At 75.2% G+C, this 14,157-nt stretch carries 16 protein-coding genes; 10 read left to right on the plus strand and 6 right to left on the minus strand.

The annotated features are described in order from the left end of the window. Positions 1 to 128: 128 nt before the first annotated feature. The 4 genes from ACFWXO_RS26235 to ACFWXO_RS26250 form a co-directional block, all read right to left on the minus strand. A complete protein-coding gene (locus ACFWXO_RS26235) occupies positions 129 to 893 on the minus strand; it encodes an ABC transporter permease (RefSeq protein WP_375886935.1) in 765 nt (254 codons plus the stop codon). A gap of 42 nt (positions 894 to 935) precedes the next feature. Further along, positions 936 to 1,910 (minus strand): ATP-binding cassette domain-containing protein, encoded by a 975-nt coding sequence (locus tag ACFWXO_RS26240; RefSeq protein WP_375886937.1) that lies wholly within the window; start codon positions 1,908 to 1,910, stop codon positions 936 to 938. Positions 1,911 to 2,071: 161 nt separating this feature from the next. Continuing rightward, on the minus strand, positions 2,072 to 3,256 hold the full coding sequence (locus ACFWXO_RS26245) for a glycosyltransferase (RefSeq protein ID WP_380526452.1): 1,185 nt from the start codon (positions 3,254 to 3,256) through the stop codon (positions 2,072 to 2,074). After that, positions 3,253 to 3,552, minus strand: coding sequence for a hypothetical protein (locus ACFWXO_RS26250; protein ID WP_380526454.1), 300 nt, complete (start codon positions 3,550 to 3,552; stop codon positions 3,253 to 3,255). The genes ACFWXO_RS26245 and ACFWXO_RS26250 overlap by 4 nt, the downstream gene beginning before the upstream one ends. Positions 3,553 to 3,772: 220 nt before the next feature. Here ACFWXO_RS26250 and ACFWXO_RS26255 point away from each other — a divergent pair, with 220 nt between their 5' ends. The 5 genes from ACFWXO_RS26255 (at position 3,773) to ACFWXO_RS26275 (ending at position 8,596) form a co-directional block, all read left to right on the plus strand. Beyond that, a complete protein-coding gene (locus tag ACFWXO_RS26255; protein ID WP_375886944.1) occupies positions 3,773 to 4,705 on the plus strand; it encodes a 3-oxoacyl-[acyl-carrier-protein] synthase III C-terminal domain-containing protein in 933 nt (310 codons plus the stop codon). Positions 4,706 to 4,797: 92 nt separating this feature from the next. Further along, a complete protein-coding gene (locus ACFWXO_RS26260; RefSeq protein ID WP_375886946.1) occupies positions 4,798 to 5,088 on the plus strand; it encodes a phosphopantetheine-binding protein in 291 nt (96 codons plus the stop codon). A gap of 4 nt (positions 5,089 to 5,092) precedes the next feature. Continuing rightward, the gene (locus ACFWXO_RS26265) at positions 5,093 to 5,923 is read left to right on the plus strand and encodes a hypothetical protein (protein ID WP_380526457.1); all 831 of its coding nucleotides are present in this window, start codon (positions 5,093 to 5,095) and stop codon (positions 5,921 to 5,923) included. Continuing rightward, a complete protein-coding gene (locus tag ACFWXO_RS26270; protein WP_380526459.1) occupies positions 5,920 to 6,597 on the plus strand; it encodes a 4'-phosphopantetheinyl transferase family protein in 678 nt (225 codons plus the stop codon). The genes ACFWXO_RS26265 and ACFWXO_RS26270 overlap by 4 nt, the downstream gene beginning before the upstream one ends. A gap of 100 nt (positions 6,598 to 6,697) precedes the next feature. Further along, the gene (locus ACFWXO_RS26275) at positions 6,698 to 8,596 is read left to right on the plus strand and encodes a condensation domain-containing protein (protein WP_380526461.1); all 1,899 of its coding nucleotides are present in this window, start codon (positions 6,698 to 6,700) and stop codon (positions 8,594 to 8,596) included. Positions 8,597 to 8,625: 29 nt separating this feature from the next. Here the strand turns inward: ACFWXO_RS26275 and ACFWXO_RS26280 are convergent, their stop codons facing one another. Beyond that, positions 8,626 to 9,294, minus strand: coding sequence for a hypothetical protein (locus tag ACFWXO_RS26280; protein ID WP_380526463.1), 669 nt, complete (start codon positions 9,292 to 9,294; stop codon positions 8,626 to 8,628). A gap of 116 nt (positions 9,295 to 9,410) precedes the next feature. Continuing rightward, a complete protein-coding gene (locus tag ACFWXO_RS26285) occupies positions 9,411 to 10,043 on the minus strand; it encodes an RNA polymerase sigma factor (RefSeq protein WP_375886958.1) in 633 nt (210 codons plus the stop codon). A 223-nt stretch (positions 10,044 to 10,266) separates the two neighbouring features. Here ACFWXO_RS26285 and ACFWXO_RS26290 point away from each other — a divergent pair, with 223 nt between their 5' ends. The 5 genes from ACFWXO_RS26290 to ACFWXO_RS26310 all read left to right on the plus strand — a co-directional run bounded on the left by ACFWXO_RS26290 (position 10,267) and on the right by ACFWXO_RS26310 (position 13,981). Next, positions 10,267 to 11,070 (plus strand): SAM-dependent methyltransferase, encoded by an 804-nt coding sequence (locus tag ACFWXO_RS26290; RefSeq protein WP_380526466.1) that lies wholly within the window; start codon positions 10,267 to 10,269, stop codon positions 11,068 to 11,070. Positions 11,071 to 11,174: 104 nt separating this feature from the next. After that, positions 11,175 to 12,062 (plus strand): hypothetical protein, encoded by an 888-nt coding sequence (locus ACFWXO_RS26295; RefSeq protein ID WP_380526468.1) that lies wholly within the window; start codon positions 11,175 to 11,177, stop codon positions 12,060 to 12,062. A gap of 79 nt (positions 12,063 to 12,141) precedes the next feature. Beyond that, positions 12,142 to 12,948: an SDR family NAD(P)-dependent oxidoreductase gene (locus tag ACFWXO_RS26300; RefSeq protein ID WP_380526470.1), complete on the plus strand. Its 807-nt coding sequence runs from the start codon at positions 12,142 to 12,144 to the stop codon at positions 12,946 to 12,948. Further along, positions 12,945 to 13,724, plus strand: a complete 780-nt coding sequence (locus ACFWXO_RS26305) for a polysaccharide deacetylase family protein (protein WP_380526472.1) — start codon at positions 12,945 to 12,947, stop codon at positions 13,722 to 13,724. Before ACFWXO_RS26300 ends, ACFWXO_RS26305 begins: the two co-directional genes overlap by 4 nt. Positions 13,725 to 13,789: 65 nt before the next feature. Continuing rightward, on the plus strand, positions 13,790 to 13,981 hold the full coding sequence (locus ACFWXO_RS26310; RefSeq protein ID WP_380526474.1) for a hypothetical protein: 192 nt from the start codon (positions 13,790 to 13,792) through the stop codon (positions 13,979 to 13,981). Positions 13,982 to 14,157 lie beyond the last annotated feature (176 nt).

Here is a 14,157-nt window from a genome sequence, read left to right on the forward strand (position 1 = left end):
ACTCCCGAGCGGGTGCCGCCGCGGTGGCGCGCGCGCGCCCGGGGGGGCGGGGGGGGGGGGGGGGGGGGCGCGCGCCGCGCCCCCGCCCCCCCCCCCCCCCTTCCGTACCTCCGGTCGGCGTACCCGCGTCAGCGCACCCGGGTGGAGAACAGCCGGGCCGACCAGTACACCGCCAGGACGGTCATCAGCACGACCACCAGCAGGCCCTGCCAGACCGCGGGGTCCCCGGCGTGCCCCGAGAACAGCGCGCGCATGCCCTCCACCGCCCAGTAGAAGGGGTTCCACCGGGCGAGCTGCTGTTGCCACTGCGGCGCCAGGGTGAGCGGCAGCAGCACCCCGGAGAGCAGCGCGATCGGCTGGGCGATGGTGTTCACCACCGGCGACATGGCGGCGTCGGTGGGCACCATCAGCGCGATCCCGTAGGAGATCGCGGAGGTCATCAGGGCCAGCAGGGCCAGCAGGACGTAGGCGAGCAGCAGGTTCAGCGGGCTGACCCGCAGGCCGAACGGCAGCGCGATCAGGGTGATCAGCACGGCCTGCACCAGCAGCGCCACCATCTCGCGCAGGGCCCGGCCGAGCAGCAGCGCCAGTCGGCTGACCGGGGTGACCCGGGAGCGCTCGATGATCCCGGCCCGCAGTTCGCCCAGCAGGCTGAAGCCGGTGAACAGCCCGCCGAAGATGCACAGCACGGCCAACAAGCCCGGTACGTAGACCTGGTAGGTGTCGGCGTAGCTGCCGGAGCCGTCCGGGGTGAGCACCTTCTTCAACAGCGGGGCGAACAGCACCAGGTAGAACAGCGGCTGGATGATGCCGACGGCGATCCAGATCGGGGTGCGGATCATGAGCAGCAGCTGGCGCTGGAGGATCAGCCAGGTGTCGCGGGCGAGCTTCACGGTCTCCCCAGGGGGTCGGGCAGGCAGGGCGGTGGGGCTGGATCAGGACTGCTGCAGCGAGCGGCCGGTGCGGGCCAGGAACACGTCGTCCAGGCTGGGCCGTTGGAGCTGCACGGTGCCGGGGGTGACGCCTGCCGCCTCCAGGGCGCGCAGCAGCCGCGGGATGGCGGCCGCGCCGTCCTCCAGGTAGAGCCGCAGCCCCTCGTCGCCGTTGGCCTCCAGCCGGTGCAGGTACGGCTGCGGGCGGAGCACCGCCGCGGCGCGTTCGGCGACGTCCTCGCCCGGGAGGAGCCCGAGCAGCACGACGTCGCCGGAGATCTCCCGCTTGAGCGCCTCGGGCGTGCCCTCGACCACCACCTGGCCGTGGTCGACGATGGCGACGCGGTCGCAGAGCGCGTCGGCCTCGTCCAGGTAGTGGGTGGTGACGACCACGGTCATGCCCTCGGTGCGCAGCCGGCGGATCTCCTCCCAGACGTACGCCCGGCTGGCCGGGTCCAGCCCGACCGTGGGCTCGTCCAGGAACAGCACCTGCGGCTGGTGGATGACCCCGAGGGCGATGTCCACCCGGCGGCGCTGGCCGCCGGAGTAGGTGGCGCACGGCCGGTCGCCGAAGTCGCCCAGGTCGAAGGCCTTGAGGGCGTCCTCGGCGGCCTGTACGGCCCGGGCCTTGCCCGCGCCGTACAGCCGGGACTGGAGCACCAGTTCCTCGCGGGCGCTGACGGTGTCGGTGGTGCCGCCGCCCTGGGCGACGTAGCCGATCCGGCGGCGGACCCCGGCGGGGTCGGTGAACAGGTCGGCCCCGGCGATGGTGGCCCGTCCGCCGTCGGGGCGGATCAGGGTGGCCAGCATGCGCAGGGTGGTGGTCTTCCCGGCGCCGTTGGGGCCGAGGAAACCGTAGATCTCGCCGGCGGCGACGGACAGGTCGATGCCGCGCACGGCGTCGACGGTGGAGTCCTCGCCGCTTCGGCGGGAGGTCTTCTTGCGGTAGGACTTGCGCAGTCCCGCGGTCTCGATCAACCGGAACTCCCGTACGGGGATGGGCTGCCACGGCACCCGGGAAAGGGCGGGCTCGGCGCCTGGGAAAGGCGGTGTTGCTGCGACACCCTAGAGGCGGACCAGGCCCGGAGACAATGGCCTAGACCAATGGACGTGTGATCACCTGTTCTGCTAAGGGGCGGTCACGGGGCGGTCGCCGGGGGCTGAGGCCGAGGGCCCAGCGCCTCCAGCCGGTCCGCGGCCGCCGTCGCGCCGCCGCCCGCCAGCAGGTCCCGGCCGACCTGAACCGCGCGGTCCCGGTGCTCCGTGGAGTCGAGTACGGCGGTGAGCGCCGCCGCCAGCCGCTCGGGCGTGACCCGGGCGAACGGCACCCGCAGGCCCGCCCCGGCCGCCGCCACCTGCGCGGCGACGAAGGGCTGGTCGTGCCGGATCGGCGCGGTCACCAGCGGCACCCCGTGCGCCAGCGTCTCGCCCACGGTGTTCATCCCGCCGTGGCAGAGCACCGCGTCCAGCTCGCCGCGTGCCAGCAGCTCCAGCACCGGCGCCCGGTCCACCGCCACCGCGTGCGGGGGGAGTTCGGACGGCGGGGGCAGCAGCTCGCGCGGCGCCGCGAACACCGGCTGCACCTGCGGGCCGCACAGCTCCAGCGCCCGGACGGCCCGGGCGAGGAAGTCGGCGCCCAGCTCTCCGGCCAGCGTGCCCATGGTGACCAGCACCCGCCGCCGCCCGGGCAGCAGCCGCTGCCAGGGGAAGTCCGGATCGTGCGGGCGCGGCGCGAGCACCGGCCCGACCTGCGCGTGGTGCGGCGGCGCGGCGCTCCCGGTCAGCGCCGGCCCGGTGGTGGCCAGCACCAGGGCGGGGGAGCAGCGCGGGTCCAGGTACTCCTCGGCGGGCAGCCCGGCCCGCTCCCACAGGCCGCGCAGTAGCCCGGTCATCCAGGCCTCGACCTGCGGCAACGCCCGGTAGGGGTGGCCCAGTTCCATCGCCCCGGGCGCGAAGGACGCCCACGGCAGGCCGTGCCGGTGCGCGACCAGCGCGCCCGCCGGAGTGTGCTGGTCGACCAGCAGCACGTCCGGCCGGTACTCCCGCACGAGGGTGTCCAGCGGCTTCGCGGTGAACCGGGCGTACGGGACGATGAAGCCCTCCCAGAGCGAGCGCAGCGCCGCCAGGCCGTGCCCGCCCTGGGCCCGGAAGGCCCGGGTGCCGGTGCCGAGCACCCGCGCGTCCGGGCCGAGCAGCGGGCGCAGCACCGACTCCGTGCCGGTCCAGGCGACTTCGTGACCGCGTGCGGTCAGTTCGGCGGCGATGCCCGCGGCCGGGTTGACGTGTCCGGTGAGCGGCGGCATCACCAGCAGGAACCGGGTCATCGGCGGTCCTCCTCGGGGAGCAGGGCCTGGAGGTCGGCGACGGTCAGCGCCTCCAGGGCGGCCAGGTCCAGTCCGGCCCGCAGGGCAGCCAGGTCGGCGGCGGGGCCGAAGCGTGCGGGCAGCCGGACGGCCAGCTCGGCGAGTTCGCACTCGTCCAGCAGCAGGTCGCCGTCCAGGCGGGCGTCCGGGGCCAGCCGGTCCGCCCAGGCGGGCGGCGCGCCGGCCACCTCGGCCAGCAGGGCGGCCAACACCCGGTTCAACGGCTGCGCGGGGAGGGCTGGTTCACGGTCTGACATGGGAGGTTCTCCCGTCCGGTCGACGGTGCGGAGTGGCGTGCGGGGTGACGTGCGCAAGGGCGGTGCGGAGTGGGGTTGCGCGGCGGCCCCGGTGGAGCGGCCCGCGCGTGGCGCGGGGGCCCGGGGAGGGCGGCTCCGAGGGCGCCCGAGGAGGCGGTCGCGCAGGAGAAGCGCCCGAGATCACTTGTGCGACCAGGCGGGCGTCGGAATACTAGCCCGGGTGACCGCACTGGAGGCAGTGGCCGTTCACCTCCCCCCACACGCCGTGCCCATCGAGGCGGTGGGCGAGCGCATCGGCCTGACCCCACGTCAACTCCGTCTCTTCCGCCGCTTCCACGGCCTGGACCAGCTGCGGCTGGATCCGGGCGGGACGCTGCCCGACCTGCTCGACGCAACCCTCGACGACCTGCCGGAGCTGCGCGGACGCGAACAGCACGTCCGCTTCGTGATCCACGCCCGCAGCATGCCGGTGGCCGTGCCCTACCCGCTCAACCCCCTGCACGAGGTGCTCGCCGGCCGTGGGCTGGCGCACGCGAGCGCCTTCACGGTGACCCACCACGCCTGCGCGGTGGGCCTGTTGGCCATCGACCTGGCGGGCCGACTGCTGGCCGGCGATCCCGACCCGCAGGCCCTCGCCCTGGTGCTGGCGGGGGAGAAGACCTTCACCAAGGACGCCCAGGTGGTGCCGGAGACCGGGATCTTCGCCGAGGGCGCGGCCGCCTGCCTGGTCAGCGCGGACGGGCCGCAGCACCGGGTGCGCTCCTTCGCGGTGCGCCAGCGCCCGGAGTTCGACGGCCGGCTGGCCGAGGACGCGGAGCTGCTCGCCCGCTACCAGCGGGAGTACCCGAACGTCATGGTGGAGGCGATCGAGGCCGCCCTCCAGCAGGCCGGTCTGGACCTCTCCGACCTGGCCGCGGTGCTTCCGCACAACGTCAACCAGGCGTCGTGGCGGATGATAGCGCGGCGGATCGGCTATCCGCTCGACCAGGTGGTGCTGGACAACGTGCTGTCGGTCGGGCACAGTTTCGCTGCGGACAGCCTCATCAATCTTCACACCGCCACCACGCGGGGGCTGATCCGCCGCGGCGACCACTACCTGATCGCCGCCGCCGGTATCGGGGCCACCTTCTCCGCGATGGTGATGCAGTACTGACGCTCCGTCAGTCGACCGCTCGAACCACCGGGCGCGTTTCCCACGTTGTCAATCCAGAGCACACTTCCCACGCACGACGGGACGGGACACCCATGTCAGAATCACTGGTCCAGACCACTGACCCCGAGCTGCGCGAGCGGATCCTGCACGGCATCGGCGAACTCCTGCCACGCGTGCTCAAGCGCGAGCTGCCCGAGATCCCCGCGGACGCCTGCCTGTTCGACGACCTCGGCCTCACCTCGGCCGGCACCATCGAGCTCATCCTGGAGCTGGAGGAGTCGCTCGACATCCAGGTGGACGTGGAGCAGATCACCGAGGACGACCTTCGGTCGGTCACCAAGCTGGCCGACTACGTCGCCGGGCACCTCATCGCCGAGGACTGACCGGGTGCCCGTCGGTCCCCCCGGTTCCCCTGTCGGCCCTGCCGCTCCGACCGGTGCGCCCGCCCCGGCCGGACTGCGGATCACCCGGGTCCTCGCCCGGTGCTCCGACGGCCGTTCGGAGGCCTCGCTCGACCCCGACCTGCGGGTCTTCGTCTCGGACCTGGTCCGCCCGTACGGCCTGCCGCTGCGCGAGGACCTGCTGCGCGAGGGCGTCGGCCACTCCTACGAGGAACTGGCCGCCGGGCTGCTGCGCGAGGCGGTGGGCGAGGACGAGCCGGTGGACCTGCTGATCCTCGCCTTCGACACCCCGGACGTGCGCCCCGGCGCACCGTCCTCGCTCGCGCTCAGCCGGTCCGTCCCCGGCGGGCCGCTGGCCTTCGCGGTCTGCGACCAGGGCAGCGCCGCGGCCTTCACCGCCCTGCGGCTGGCCGCCGAGTACCACCGCACCGGAGCCTGCCGCCGGGCGGTGGTGGTGCTCGCCGAACAGACCGCGCTGCACTACGAGCCGGCCGAGCCGGTGGCGCTGCCCCGGCGGCACGCCGTGGTGGTGCTGGTCTGCGAGGAGGAACCGGGCGAGGGACTGACCGTGCGGCAGCAGCACCACCCCGCCGACCGCCCGGCGTCCGCCGTCCGGGCCCGGACGGCGGAGCTGGGCCCCGGGGCGGCGGTGCTGGACGCGACCGGCGCCGACGACGGGCCCGCCGCGCAGCCGTTCACCGGCCCGTGGGCGGAGCTCGCCGAGCGGCTGCCCGAGTGGCGGGCGCAGCGGCGCCCGCTGCTGGTCGCCGGGCTGGACCGCCGGCTCGGGGTGCTGAGCACCCTGGCCCAGCCGTGACCGCCGTCGACCTGCGGCTGATCGACGCCGATCAGCCGGCCGAGGTGGTCGCCCGGCTGTGGCGGACGCTGGACGCGGAGGAACGGGCCCGCGCGGTGCGGGCGGACGCCGTGCGGCGGAGCCGGTTCACCGTGGTGCGCGGCGCCGTCCGGGAGCTGGTCGCCGAGCGGCTCGGCATCCGCCCGGCCGAGGTGGTCTGGCGGCGGGGCCGGCACGGCAAGCCGGAGCCGGTGGGCGCGGGCGGGTTACGGGTGAACTGGTCGGCCGCGGAGTCGCTGGCGGTGCTGGCCCTGGCCGAGGGCCGGGCGGTCGGCGTCGACGTGGAGCGGCTGCGGGAGGCCCGGCTCGCCGAGCGGATGGCGGCCCGCTGGTTCCCTTTCGAGGAGGCGCGCTTCGTCGCGGAGGCGGCCGAGCCCGCCGAGCGGGCGGCCCGGTTCACCGTGCTCTGGTGTCGCCGGGAGGCTTGCGTGAAGGCGTACGGCGGGCGGCTGGTCCAGGCGCTCGGGGTGTCCGTGGCGGGCCCCTCCCCGCTGTCGGTGGCGGATCCCGGCCCGCTCGGGGCCGGTCCGGTGGGGCTGCGCGACGTGTCCGTCCCGGAGCCGTACCGGGCTGCCGTCGCTCTGCTCGGAGACTGTCCTGATCAGGTCAACTCCCTTTTCTGGTCAGCGAGTTGATTGACCGTCGGCTCGCCTGGACGATCACCGGCGGCCGCTGGTAGCGTCCGCCCGTACTCCCCGCTGAGACCTTCCCGGCGAGCCGAAGGGCACGTACGACGTGACTGCGCACCACGCTGCACCGCGAGCTGCCGACCCGCACGAGACCGACCCGCACGAGACCGACCCGCACGACGCCGATCCGCACGACGCCGACCCGTACGAGGCGGCACCGCACGGCCCGGCCCGGGCGCACCGGCGGATCACCATCCGCTTCGCCGCGACGACCGGCGGCTCGGGGCCGCTCACCCGGGGCCAGGACAACATGATCCGGTGCATCCGGCGCGACGCCCCCGAGGCGATCAACAAGGAGTCGGTCTGGCCCGTGCCGCCCGGCGCCTCGCTCGCCGCCGGTCTGGACGCGCTGCGGCTGCTGGTCGAGCGGCACGAGTCGCTGCGCACCTCCTTCCCGCCCGGCCCCGGTCCGGACGCCTTCCCGGTGAGCCAGGTGGTGCGCGGGGACGGCCGGTTCGCCGTCACCGCGGTCGAGGCGGGTGGTCTGGATGTCCGTGAACTCGACGCACTGGCAGCTGAGTTGGGTCAGGCCGACGTCGCGGTGCCGGTCCCTCTGGACATCGTGCCGAGGATTCGCTTCACCCTGCTCGTCGACGGGCAGCAGCTGCTCCGGCTGATCGCCGTGGTCTGCCACGCCGGTGCCGACGGCGCGGCCACCGCGCTGCTGATCCAGGACTGGTACGCCCTCGCGGCCGGGAAGGAGCTCCCGCCCGTCAGCGCCCCGACACCGATCCAGATCGCCGCCGCCGAACAGAGCCCGCAGGGCCGCCGCCGGGCGGCCGGTGCGTTGCGGCACTGGGCCCGGGTGCTGGGCAGCGGCCCGCAGGTAGTGTTCGCCGACTCCCGGATCACCGGCCCGCCGAGCGGCCCCGCCGCCCTGATGGTGCGCTCCCGCACCGCGGCCGCCGACCTCGCCGCGGTCTGCCGCCGCACCGGCGCGAGCCCCTCCGTCGTCCTGCTCGCCGCCTTCTCCGCCCTGGTCGCCCACCGGGCCGGGCGTGCGGAGCTGGCCGTCTCGGCGCTCTCCGCCAACCGCCAGCGCGCCGCGCTGCTCGACCACGTCGGCACCCTCGCCCAGGACGCCCTGATCCTGCTCGACACCGGCACCGCCGACCTCGACCAGCTGATCGGGCGCACCAAGTCGGCCTCGCTGAGCGCCTACTGGCACAGCGTGCTGGACGCCGAGCAGGTCTGGCAGCTGGTGGAGGACGCCGCACACGTGCGCGGCTCCCGGTTCGCCCGCCAGGTGGTCGTCAACGACCTGAGCCTCACTATCCCGGCCGCCGTCGCCGACGCCCAGCCGGCCGCCACCGCCGACCCCGAACTCACCCCGCTGCCCGCCCCGCCGCTGCCCGTCCGGCTGATGTTCACCATCCTGCGGATCGCCGGGAGCCTCGACTTCGCCCTGATCTCCTGCCCCCAGGTGCTCGACCCCGAGGAGACCGAGCGCTTCGCCCGGGCCCTGCTCGACCTGCTCGCGAAGGCCGCCGTGGGGCCCGTCCCGCTCGCCGAGCTGCACGCGGCCCCCGGCCCGCCCGCTGCTGCTGCCGGCGCCGACGCGAGCGGCGGTGACTGGCAACTCGTCGACGGGGCCCGGATCGACCTGGCGGCCGTCCGCGGCCTGGTCGGTGCCGCACTCGACACCGCCCTGGACACCGGCCTGGACACCGGACCCGGCGACGACCCCCGCCCCGCGCCGGACGTCCGCCCCGACTGTCGGGTCACGGTCGAGGACGGCAGGTTGACCGTGGACCTGACCACCGCCGACCCCCACCTGACCCCCGCCGACGTGCACCGCGCGGTGGTCGCCGCGCTCCCCGGCCGGGACACCGCGATGGCGCCGCAGCACTACCGGATCCACCACCTCGGCCCGGACGGCGAGCGGCTCGCCGCGGGCAGCGGACGTGACCCGGAGGTCGTCGCCCGGTTCTCGGCACTCACCTGAACGTGGGACCGCGGGGCCGCCGGGGGTCGTCACCCCAACGGGTCCCGTCGGTCCTGCGGTTCCTCCTCGCCGAACGCCCGGGAGAGGTCCCAGGAGCACGCCGAGGTCGCGCCGGAGGTGAGCCCCCACGGGTTCGGCACCTCCTCCTCGTCCCCGTCCTGCAACGGCAGCCGGTCGATCACCGCGACCAGCGCGGGCGGCAGTTGCGGGGCCAGCCCCCGGTGCACCCGGGCGAGGATGTCCCGCCGCGCGTCCTCCGGCAGCAGCGGCCGGCTCATCCGCAACGGCCTTGGCCCGGGCGGGCGTTCGGTCGTCGACAGTTGTTCGGACCAGGCCCGCCAGTAGTCGGCGTCGTCGGTCTCGCCGAGCATCAGGTGGTGCAGGTGGAGGCAGTACGCGGCCGTCCCGCTGCCCGAGCCGGCCGCGAAGCGCCACCAGAACTCGGCGCCCTCCTCCTTGCCGGTGGCGTACAGCAGGGCGCCGAACACCTCGGCCCCCTCGGGCTGGATCCGGCGGGCGTTGACCAGCAGGTCCAGCCCGCGGGAGGCACAGGGCGCACCCAGCACCAGGGCGACCACCAGGCCGAGTTCGAAGGCGGCCTGCTCGTGCTCGGTGGGCAGGTGGGCCGGTGCGGCGGTGATCCGGGCCTGCCGCAGGGCCGCGATCCGCTCGGCGTGGGCACGTTCGGACCGGGGCACGTGGAACACCGCGCGCCCCCCGTCTGCCGCACGCTCCCCGCTCACCCCGTCGGCCGCACCCGCCCCGTCCCCACGTCGCTCCGCCCCGTCCCGACGTCGCTCCACCCCGTCGGCGTTCACGCTTCGCCGCCGCGGTCCGGCAGTTCACCCACCCCGAGCCGGCGGGCCAACCGCTCCCGGGCGTGCCGCAGGTTGGAGTGCACCGTGGCCACCGGCCGTCCCAGGTAGGCCGCGATCACCTTGGCGTGCAGGCCCAGCAGGTAGCGCAGGATCACCACGTCCCGCTGCCGGTCCGGCAGTTCGAGGATCGCCGCGTACAGCCGTACCTCGTCCGCCTCGCTGTGCAGCAGCCCGTCGGCGACCTGCTTGAACGCCCCGATCACCGCCGCGAAGGTGACCGCCTCCACCTCGACCGGCTCCTCGGCCGACACCCAGTCCCCGACGTGCCGGTTCGCCAACCGCCAGGCGTACGCGGCCGGTTCCTCGAACCGCAGCACCTGGGGCCAGCAGCGGGCCAGGTCGGCCTTGACCGCCTCGACCACCAGTACGGCGTCGGTCTGGCTGCCTATCCTGGTCAACGCGAGGGCGTGCCAGGCGGGTTCGTGGGTCTCGCAGAAGGCGGCATAGGTGAGGTCCAGTCGCAGGCCCGGCTCCATCACCGCCATCCGCTCCACCCCTGCGGCACCGGCGTGCTCCACTGCCGTCCCGCCCCGGTACCCGCGCGCGGGGGCACCCCTGTCGATCGTCATCGAGCCTGCTTTCCGTGGCCGTCGGCTGCGCACCGGGCCACCCGAGGGTCGGGCTGTCCGCGCCCATCCTCATTCCATCAGGCTCGTCACTCCAGGCTGCAAAGCGAATACAGATTGTCATCCCATCCGATTCCATGCGAATTCGGGCCGGCCGGGGGACGATTGGCCCCCGGACGCGGTGGGCAGCAATCGGACGGTGTCCACGGAGCCGAGGGGGAGGGCCATGAGCCTCTACGACGGGGTCGACCTGCGGCTGAACGTGCCGCACTCGGCCCGGATGTACGACTACTACCTGGGCGGCTTCACCAACTTCGCCGCCGACCGCGAGGCCGCCGGCCACGTCCTCGCCATCGCTCCCTGGCTGCGCGACGCCGCCCGCGCCAACCGCTCATTCGTGCACCGCTCCACCCGCGCCCTCGCCCAGGCGGGCATCGATCAGTTCCTGGACATCGGCACCGGCATCCCGACCTCGCCCAACCTCCACGAGGTCGCCCAGAGCGTCCGGCCCGGGGCCCGGGTCGTCTACGCCGACAACGACCCCATCGTCCTCACCCACGCCCAGGCCCTGCTCACCGGTACCCCAGAGGGCCGAACCGCCTACGTCGAGGCCGACGTCACCGACCCGGACAGCCTGCTCGCCGCACCCGGCCTGCGCGAGACCATCGACCTCACCCGCCCGGTCGCGCTCTCCCTCAACGCGCTGCTCCACTTCGTCCCCGACGCCCACGGCGCCCATGAGCTGGTCGACCACCTCAAGTCCGTCCTCGCCCCTGGTAGTGCCCTGGTGATGACCCACGTCACGCCCGATTTCGCGCCCGAGGAGATCCGCCGGATCGTCGGCATCTACCAGGCCGCCGGCACCGCCGCCCAGGCCCGCACCCACGCCGAGTTCGTCCGCTTCTTCGACGGCTGGACCCTCCTCGAACCCGGCGTCGTCCCCACTCCGCACTGGCGGCCCCAGTCCGACGAACCGGCCGTCTCGGCCTCCGACGCCACCGCCTACGCCGGCGTGGCGCTGCGGCCCTGAAACCGGGACGAACCGGGACGGTCGGGACGCCGCCCACCCGTGCACCCCCGCCGCGCCGGGCCCAGACTGAGTGGTGAACCGCTGCCGCCCCGCGAGGGAGACGCATGCTGCTGGGACTCACCACCGCGCTGGTCGCCACCGTCTGCTTCGGCTTCGGGGCGGTGTTCCAGGCGCGCGGGGCGCGGTCGGCGCCGCGCGCGGACCGGGTGCGGGCGGGCCTGCTGGCCGCGCTGCTGCGGTCCTGGCAGTTCATCCTCGGGACGCTCCTGGACATCCTCGGCTTCGTGCTGAGCATCGTCGCCCTGCGCAGTCTCCCGCTGTTCCTGGTGCAGGCCGTCACCAACGCGAGCCTCGCCGTCACCGCCCTGGCCGCCGTCTGGCTGCTGGGCGCACGGCTGCGCCGCGGCGACGCGGCGGGCATCGCCGCCGTCGTGGTGGGCCTCGGCCTGCTGGCCCTGGGCTCCGGCAGGGAGGGCCGGGAGTACGCCCCGGCGGCCTTCCACTGGGCGCTGCTGGCGACCACCGCCGTGATGCTGCTCGCCACCCTGGTCCTGGTCCGCCGGGAGGGCACCCCGGCCGCGGCCGGCCTCGGCCTGCTGGCGGGCGTCGGCTTCGGGATCACCAGCCTCGCCGTGCGGGTCCTGGACGCCTCCACGCTCACCGCCGTGCTCACCGATCCGGCCGCGTACGCCCTGGCGGTCGGCGGACTGGGCGGCTACCTGGCGTACGCGCTGGCCCTGCAGCGCGGCACGGTGACGGCGGCGACGGCGGCCGGGACGGTGGCCGAGACCTTCGGCCCGGCCCTGGTCGGGGTGGTGTCGCTGGGGGACTCCGCGCGCCCCGGCTTCGCCTGGTGCGCGCTGACGGGCTTCGCGGTCGCGGTGGGCGGCACCTTCCTGCTGTCCCGCTTCGGCGAACTGGAGGGCGGCCCGGCCGAACTGTCGGCCCCGCACCCGGACGCCGAGGCCCAGCCGGCCGTACCGCCCCGGTAGCCCGGACGGCTCCTCCGTGCGAAGGTGACGTGCCGGACAAAACGGACGGCAGAACGCCCACGGACCCGGCAGGTGCGCGATGACGGAGGAAGCCGTGACGTCGGAGGACGCCCAGGCCCGGCCCCGGCGCTCGGGGTCGACCGACCGCCCCGTCGCCCTGATCACCGGCGCCTCCTCGGGCATCGGCCTGGCCACCGCCACCCGACTGGCCGACGCGAACTGGCGGACCCTGCTCTCCGGCACCGACCGCACCCGCCTGGACGCCCTCGCCGAACGCACCGGCGGCGTCGCCCTCCCCGAGGACCTGAACAAGCCGGACGGCGCCGCCCGCCTCGCCGAGGCCGCGCTCGCCGCCGCCGGGCGGGTGGACGTCCTGGTCGCCAGCGCCGGCCTCGGCTGGCGCGGCCCGTTCGCCGACACCCCGTCCGACACCCTCGACCGGATGATCGAGGTCAACCTGGCCGCCCCGCTGCGGCTGATCCGGCTGCTGCTGCCCGGGATGCTGGAGCGCCGGCACGGCCGGATCGTGCTGCTCGGCTCGATGGCGGGCCAGGTCGGCGTGCGCGACGAGTCCGGCTACTCGGCCACCAAGGGCGGACTGACGATGTTCGCCGAGAGCCTCTGGTACGAACTGCGCGGTACCGGGGTCGGCGTCCGCCTCGTCCTGCCCGGCGCGGTGGACACCCCGTTCTTCGACCGCCGCGGCACCCCGTACCAGCGCGATCGCCCGCGCCCGGTCTCGGCGGAGCGGGTCGCGGACACCGTGGTCGCGACCATCACCACCGAGCGGGACCGCCTCTACGTCCCGCACTGGCTCGGCTTCCCGGCCCGGATCCACGGGGTTGCGCCCGGCGTGTTCCGCCGGATGGCCGCCCGCTTCGGGTGAGACCCTCGGCTCCGCCGGCCCCCCTGGCGACCCTGGCCCGTCGGGCGGGCACCGGCCTCGCCCTCGCGGCCGGCCTGGAGTTCCTGCACCTCGCCCCGGCAGCGGTCCGCCTCCCGCCGCTGCGCCGCACCCTGGCCCGCCGCACCGCCGGGTACGGCACCGCCCCGGGCCACCTCGCCCTCACCTTCGACGACGGCCCCGACCCGCGCAGCACCCCGTACGTCCTGGACGCCCTCGACGCCCTCGGCGCCCGCGCCACCTTCTTCCTGCTCGGCGGGATGCTGGAACGGGCCCCGGACCTCGGCCGGGACCTGGTGCTGCGCGGCCACGAGGTGGCCGTGCACGGCTGGCACCACCGGCAGCAGTGGTACCCGGCCCCGGCCCGCGACCTGCGCGAACTGCGCCGCGCCGCCGAGGCGGTGACCGACCTGTGCGGCGTCCGCCCGCACTGGTACCGCCCGCCGTACGGCGTACTGACGGCCGGTCCGGCGCTGGCCGCCCGCCGGCTGGGCCTGCGCACCGTGCTGTGGACGGCCTGGGGGCGGGACTGGACGGCCGAGGCCACCGGAGAGTCCGTCTACGCCACCGCCCGCCCCGGCCTCACCGCCGGCGCCACCCTCCTGCTGCACGACTCCGACTGCACCTCCGCCCCGGACTCCTGGCGCGCCACCCTGGCCGCCCTCCCGCTGATCGCCGCCCACTGCCGCGCCCGCGCCCTGACCCTCGGCCCGCTGCGGGACCACGCCGTCCCACCCCTTGCCCACGGCGCACGGTAGTTGGGACCATCGACGAGGTCGCGCCCACCACGGGGGCGGGCGCGCCGACAACGGGGGAGGCGGCCATGCCCGACTGGTCAGGCGGACTGGCGCACGCGATCGCGGCGGCCGGCATCGTCACGGCGGCCCTGAGCGGAGCCGTCGCGCCGGACGCCGACGCCCAGGCGGGCCCGGACCGCTACGGCACCGCCACCGTCACCGTCCAGGGCGCCCAGGACATCCGGGACACCCAGGGCCCGACCTACATCCCGGCCTAGGGTCCGCGCCCGGAAGCCCCCGGGGCCCCCGGAAGCGCCTGGACCAGGGCCTTGCCGACGCTTTACCCTCCCGTGAAGCCGTGCGGGCGCCCCCCAGGCGGGCGGGCCATCCCGGTGGGGGGGGCGTTTTAAAAACAGTCGCGGCCCGCCCCAAGACAATGGTTGTAGTAGGTGGG

Source organism: Kitasatospora sp. NPDC059088, from assembly GCF_042738155.1.
Classification (GTDB): Bacteria; Actinomycetota; Actinomycetes; order Streptomycetales; family Streptomycetaceae; genus Kitasatospora.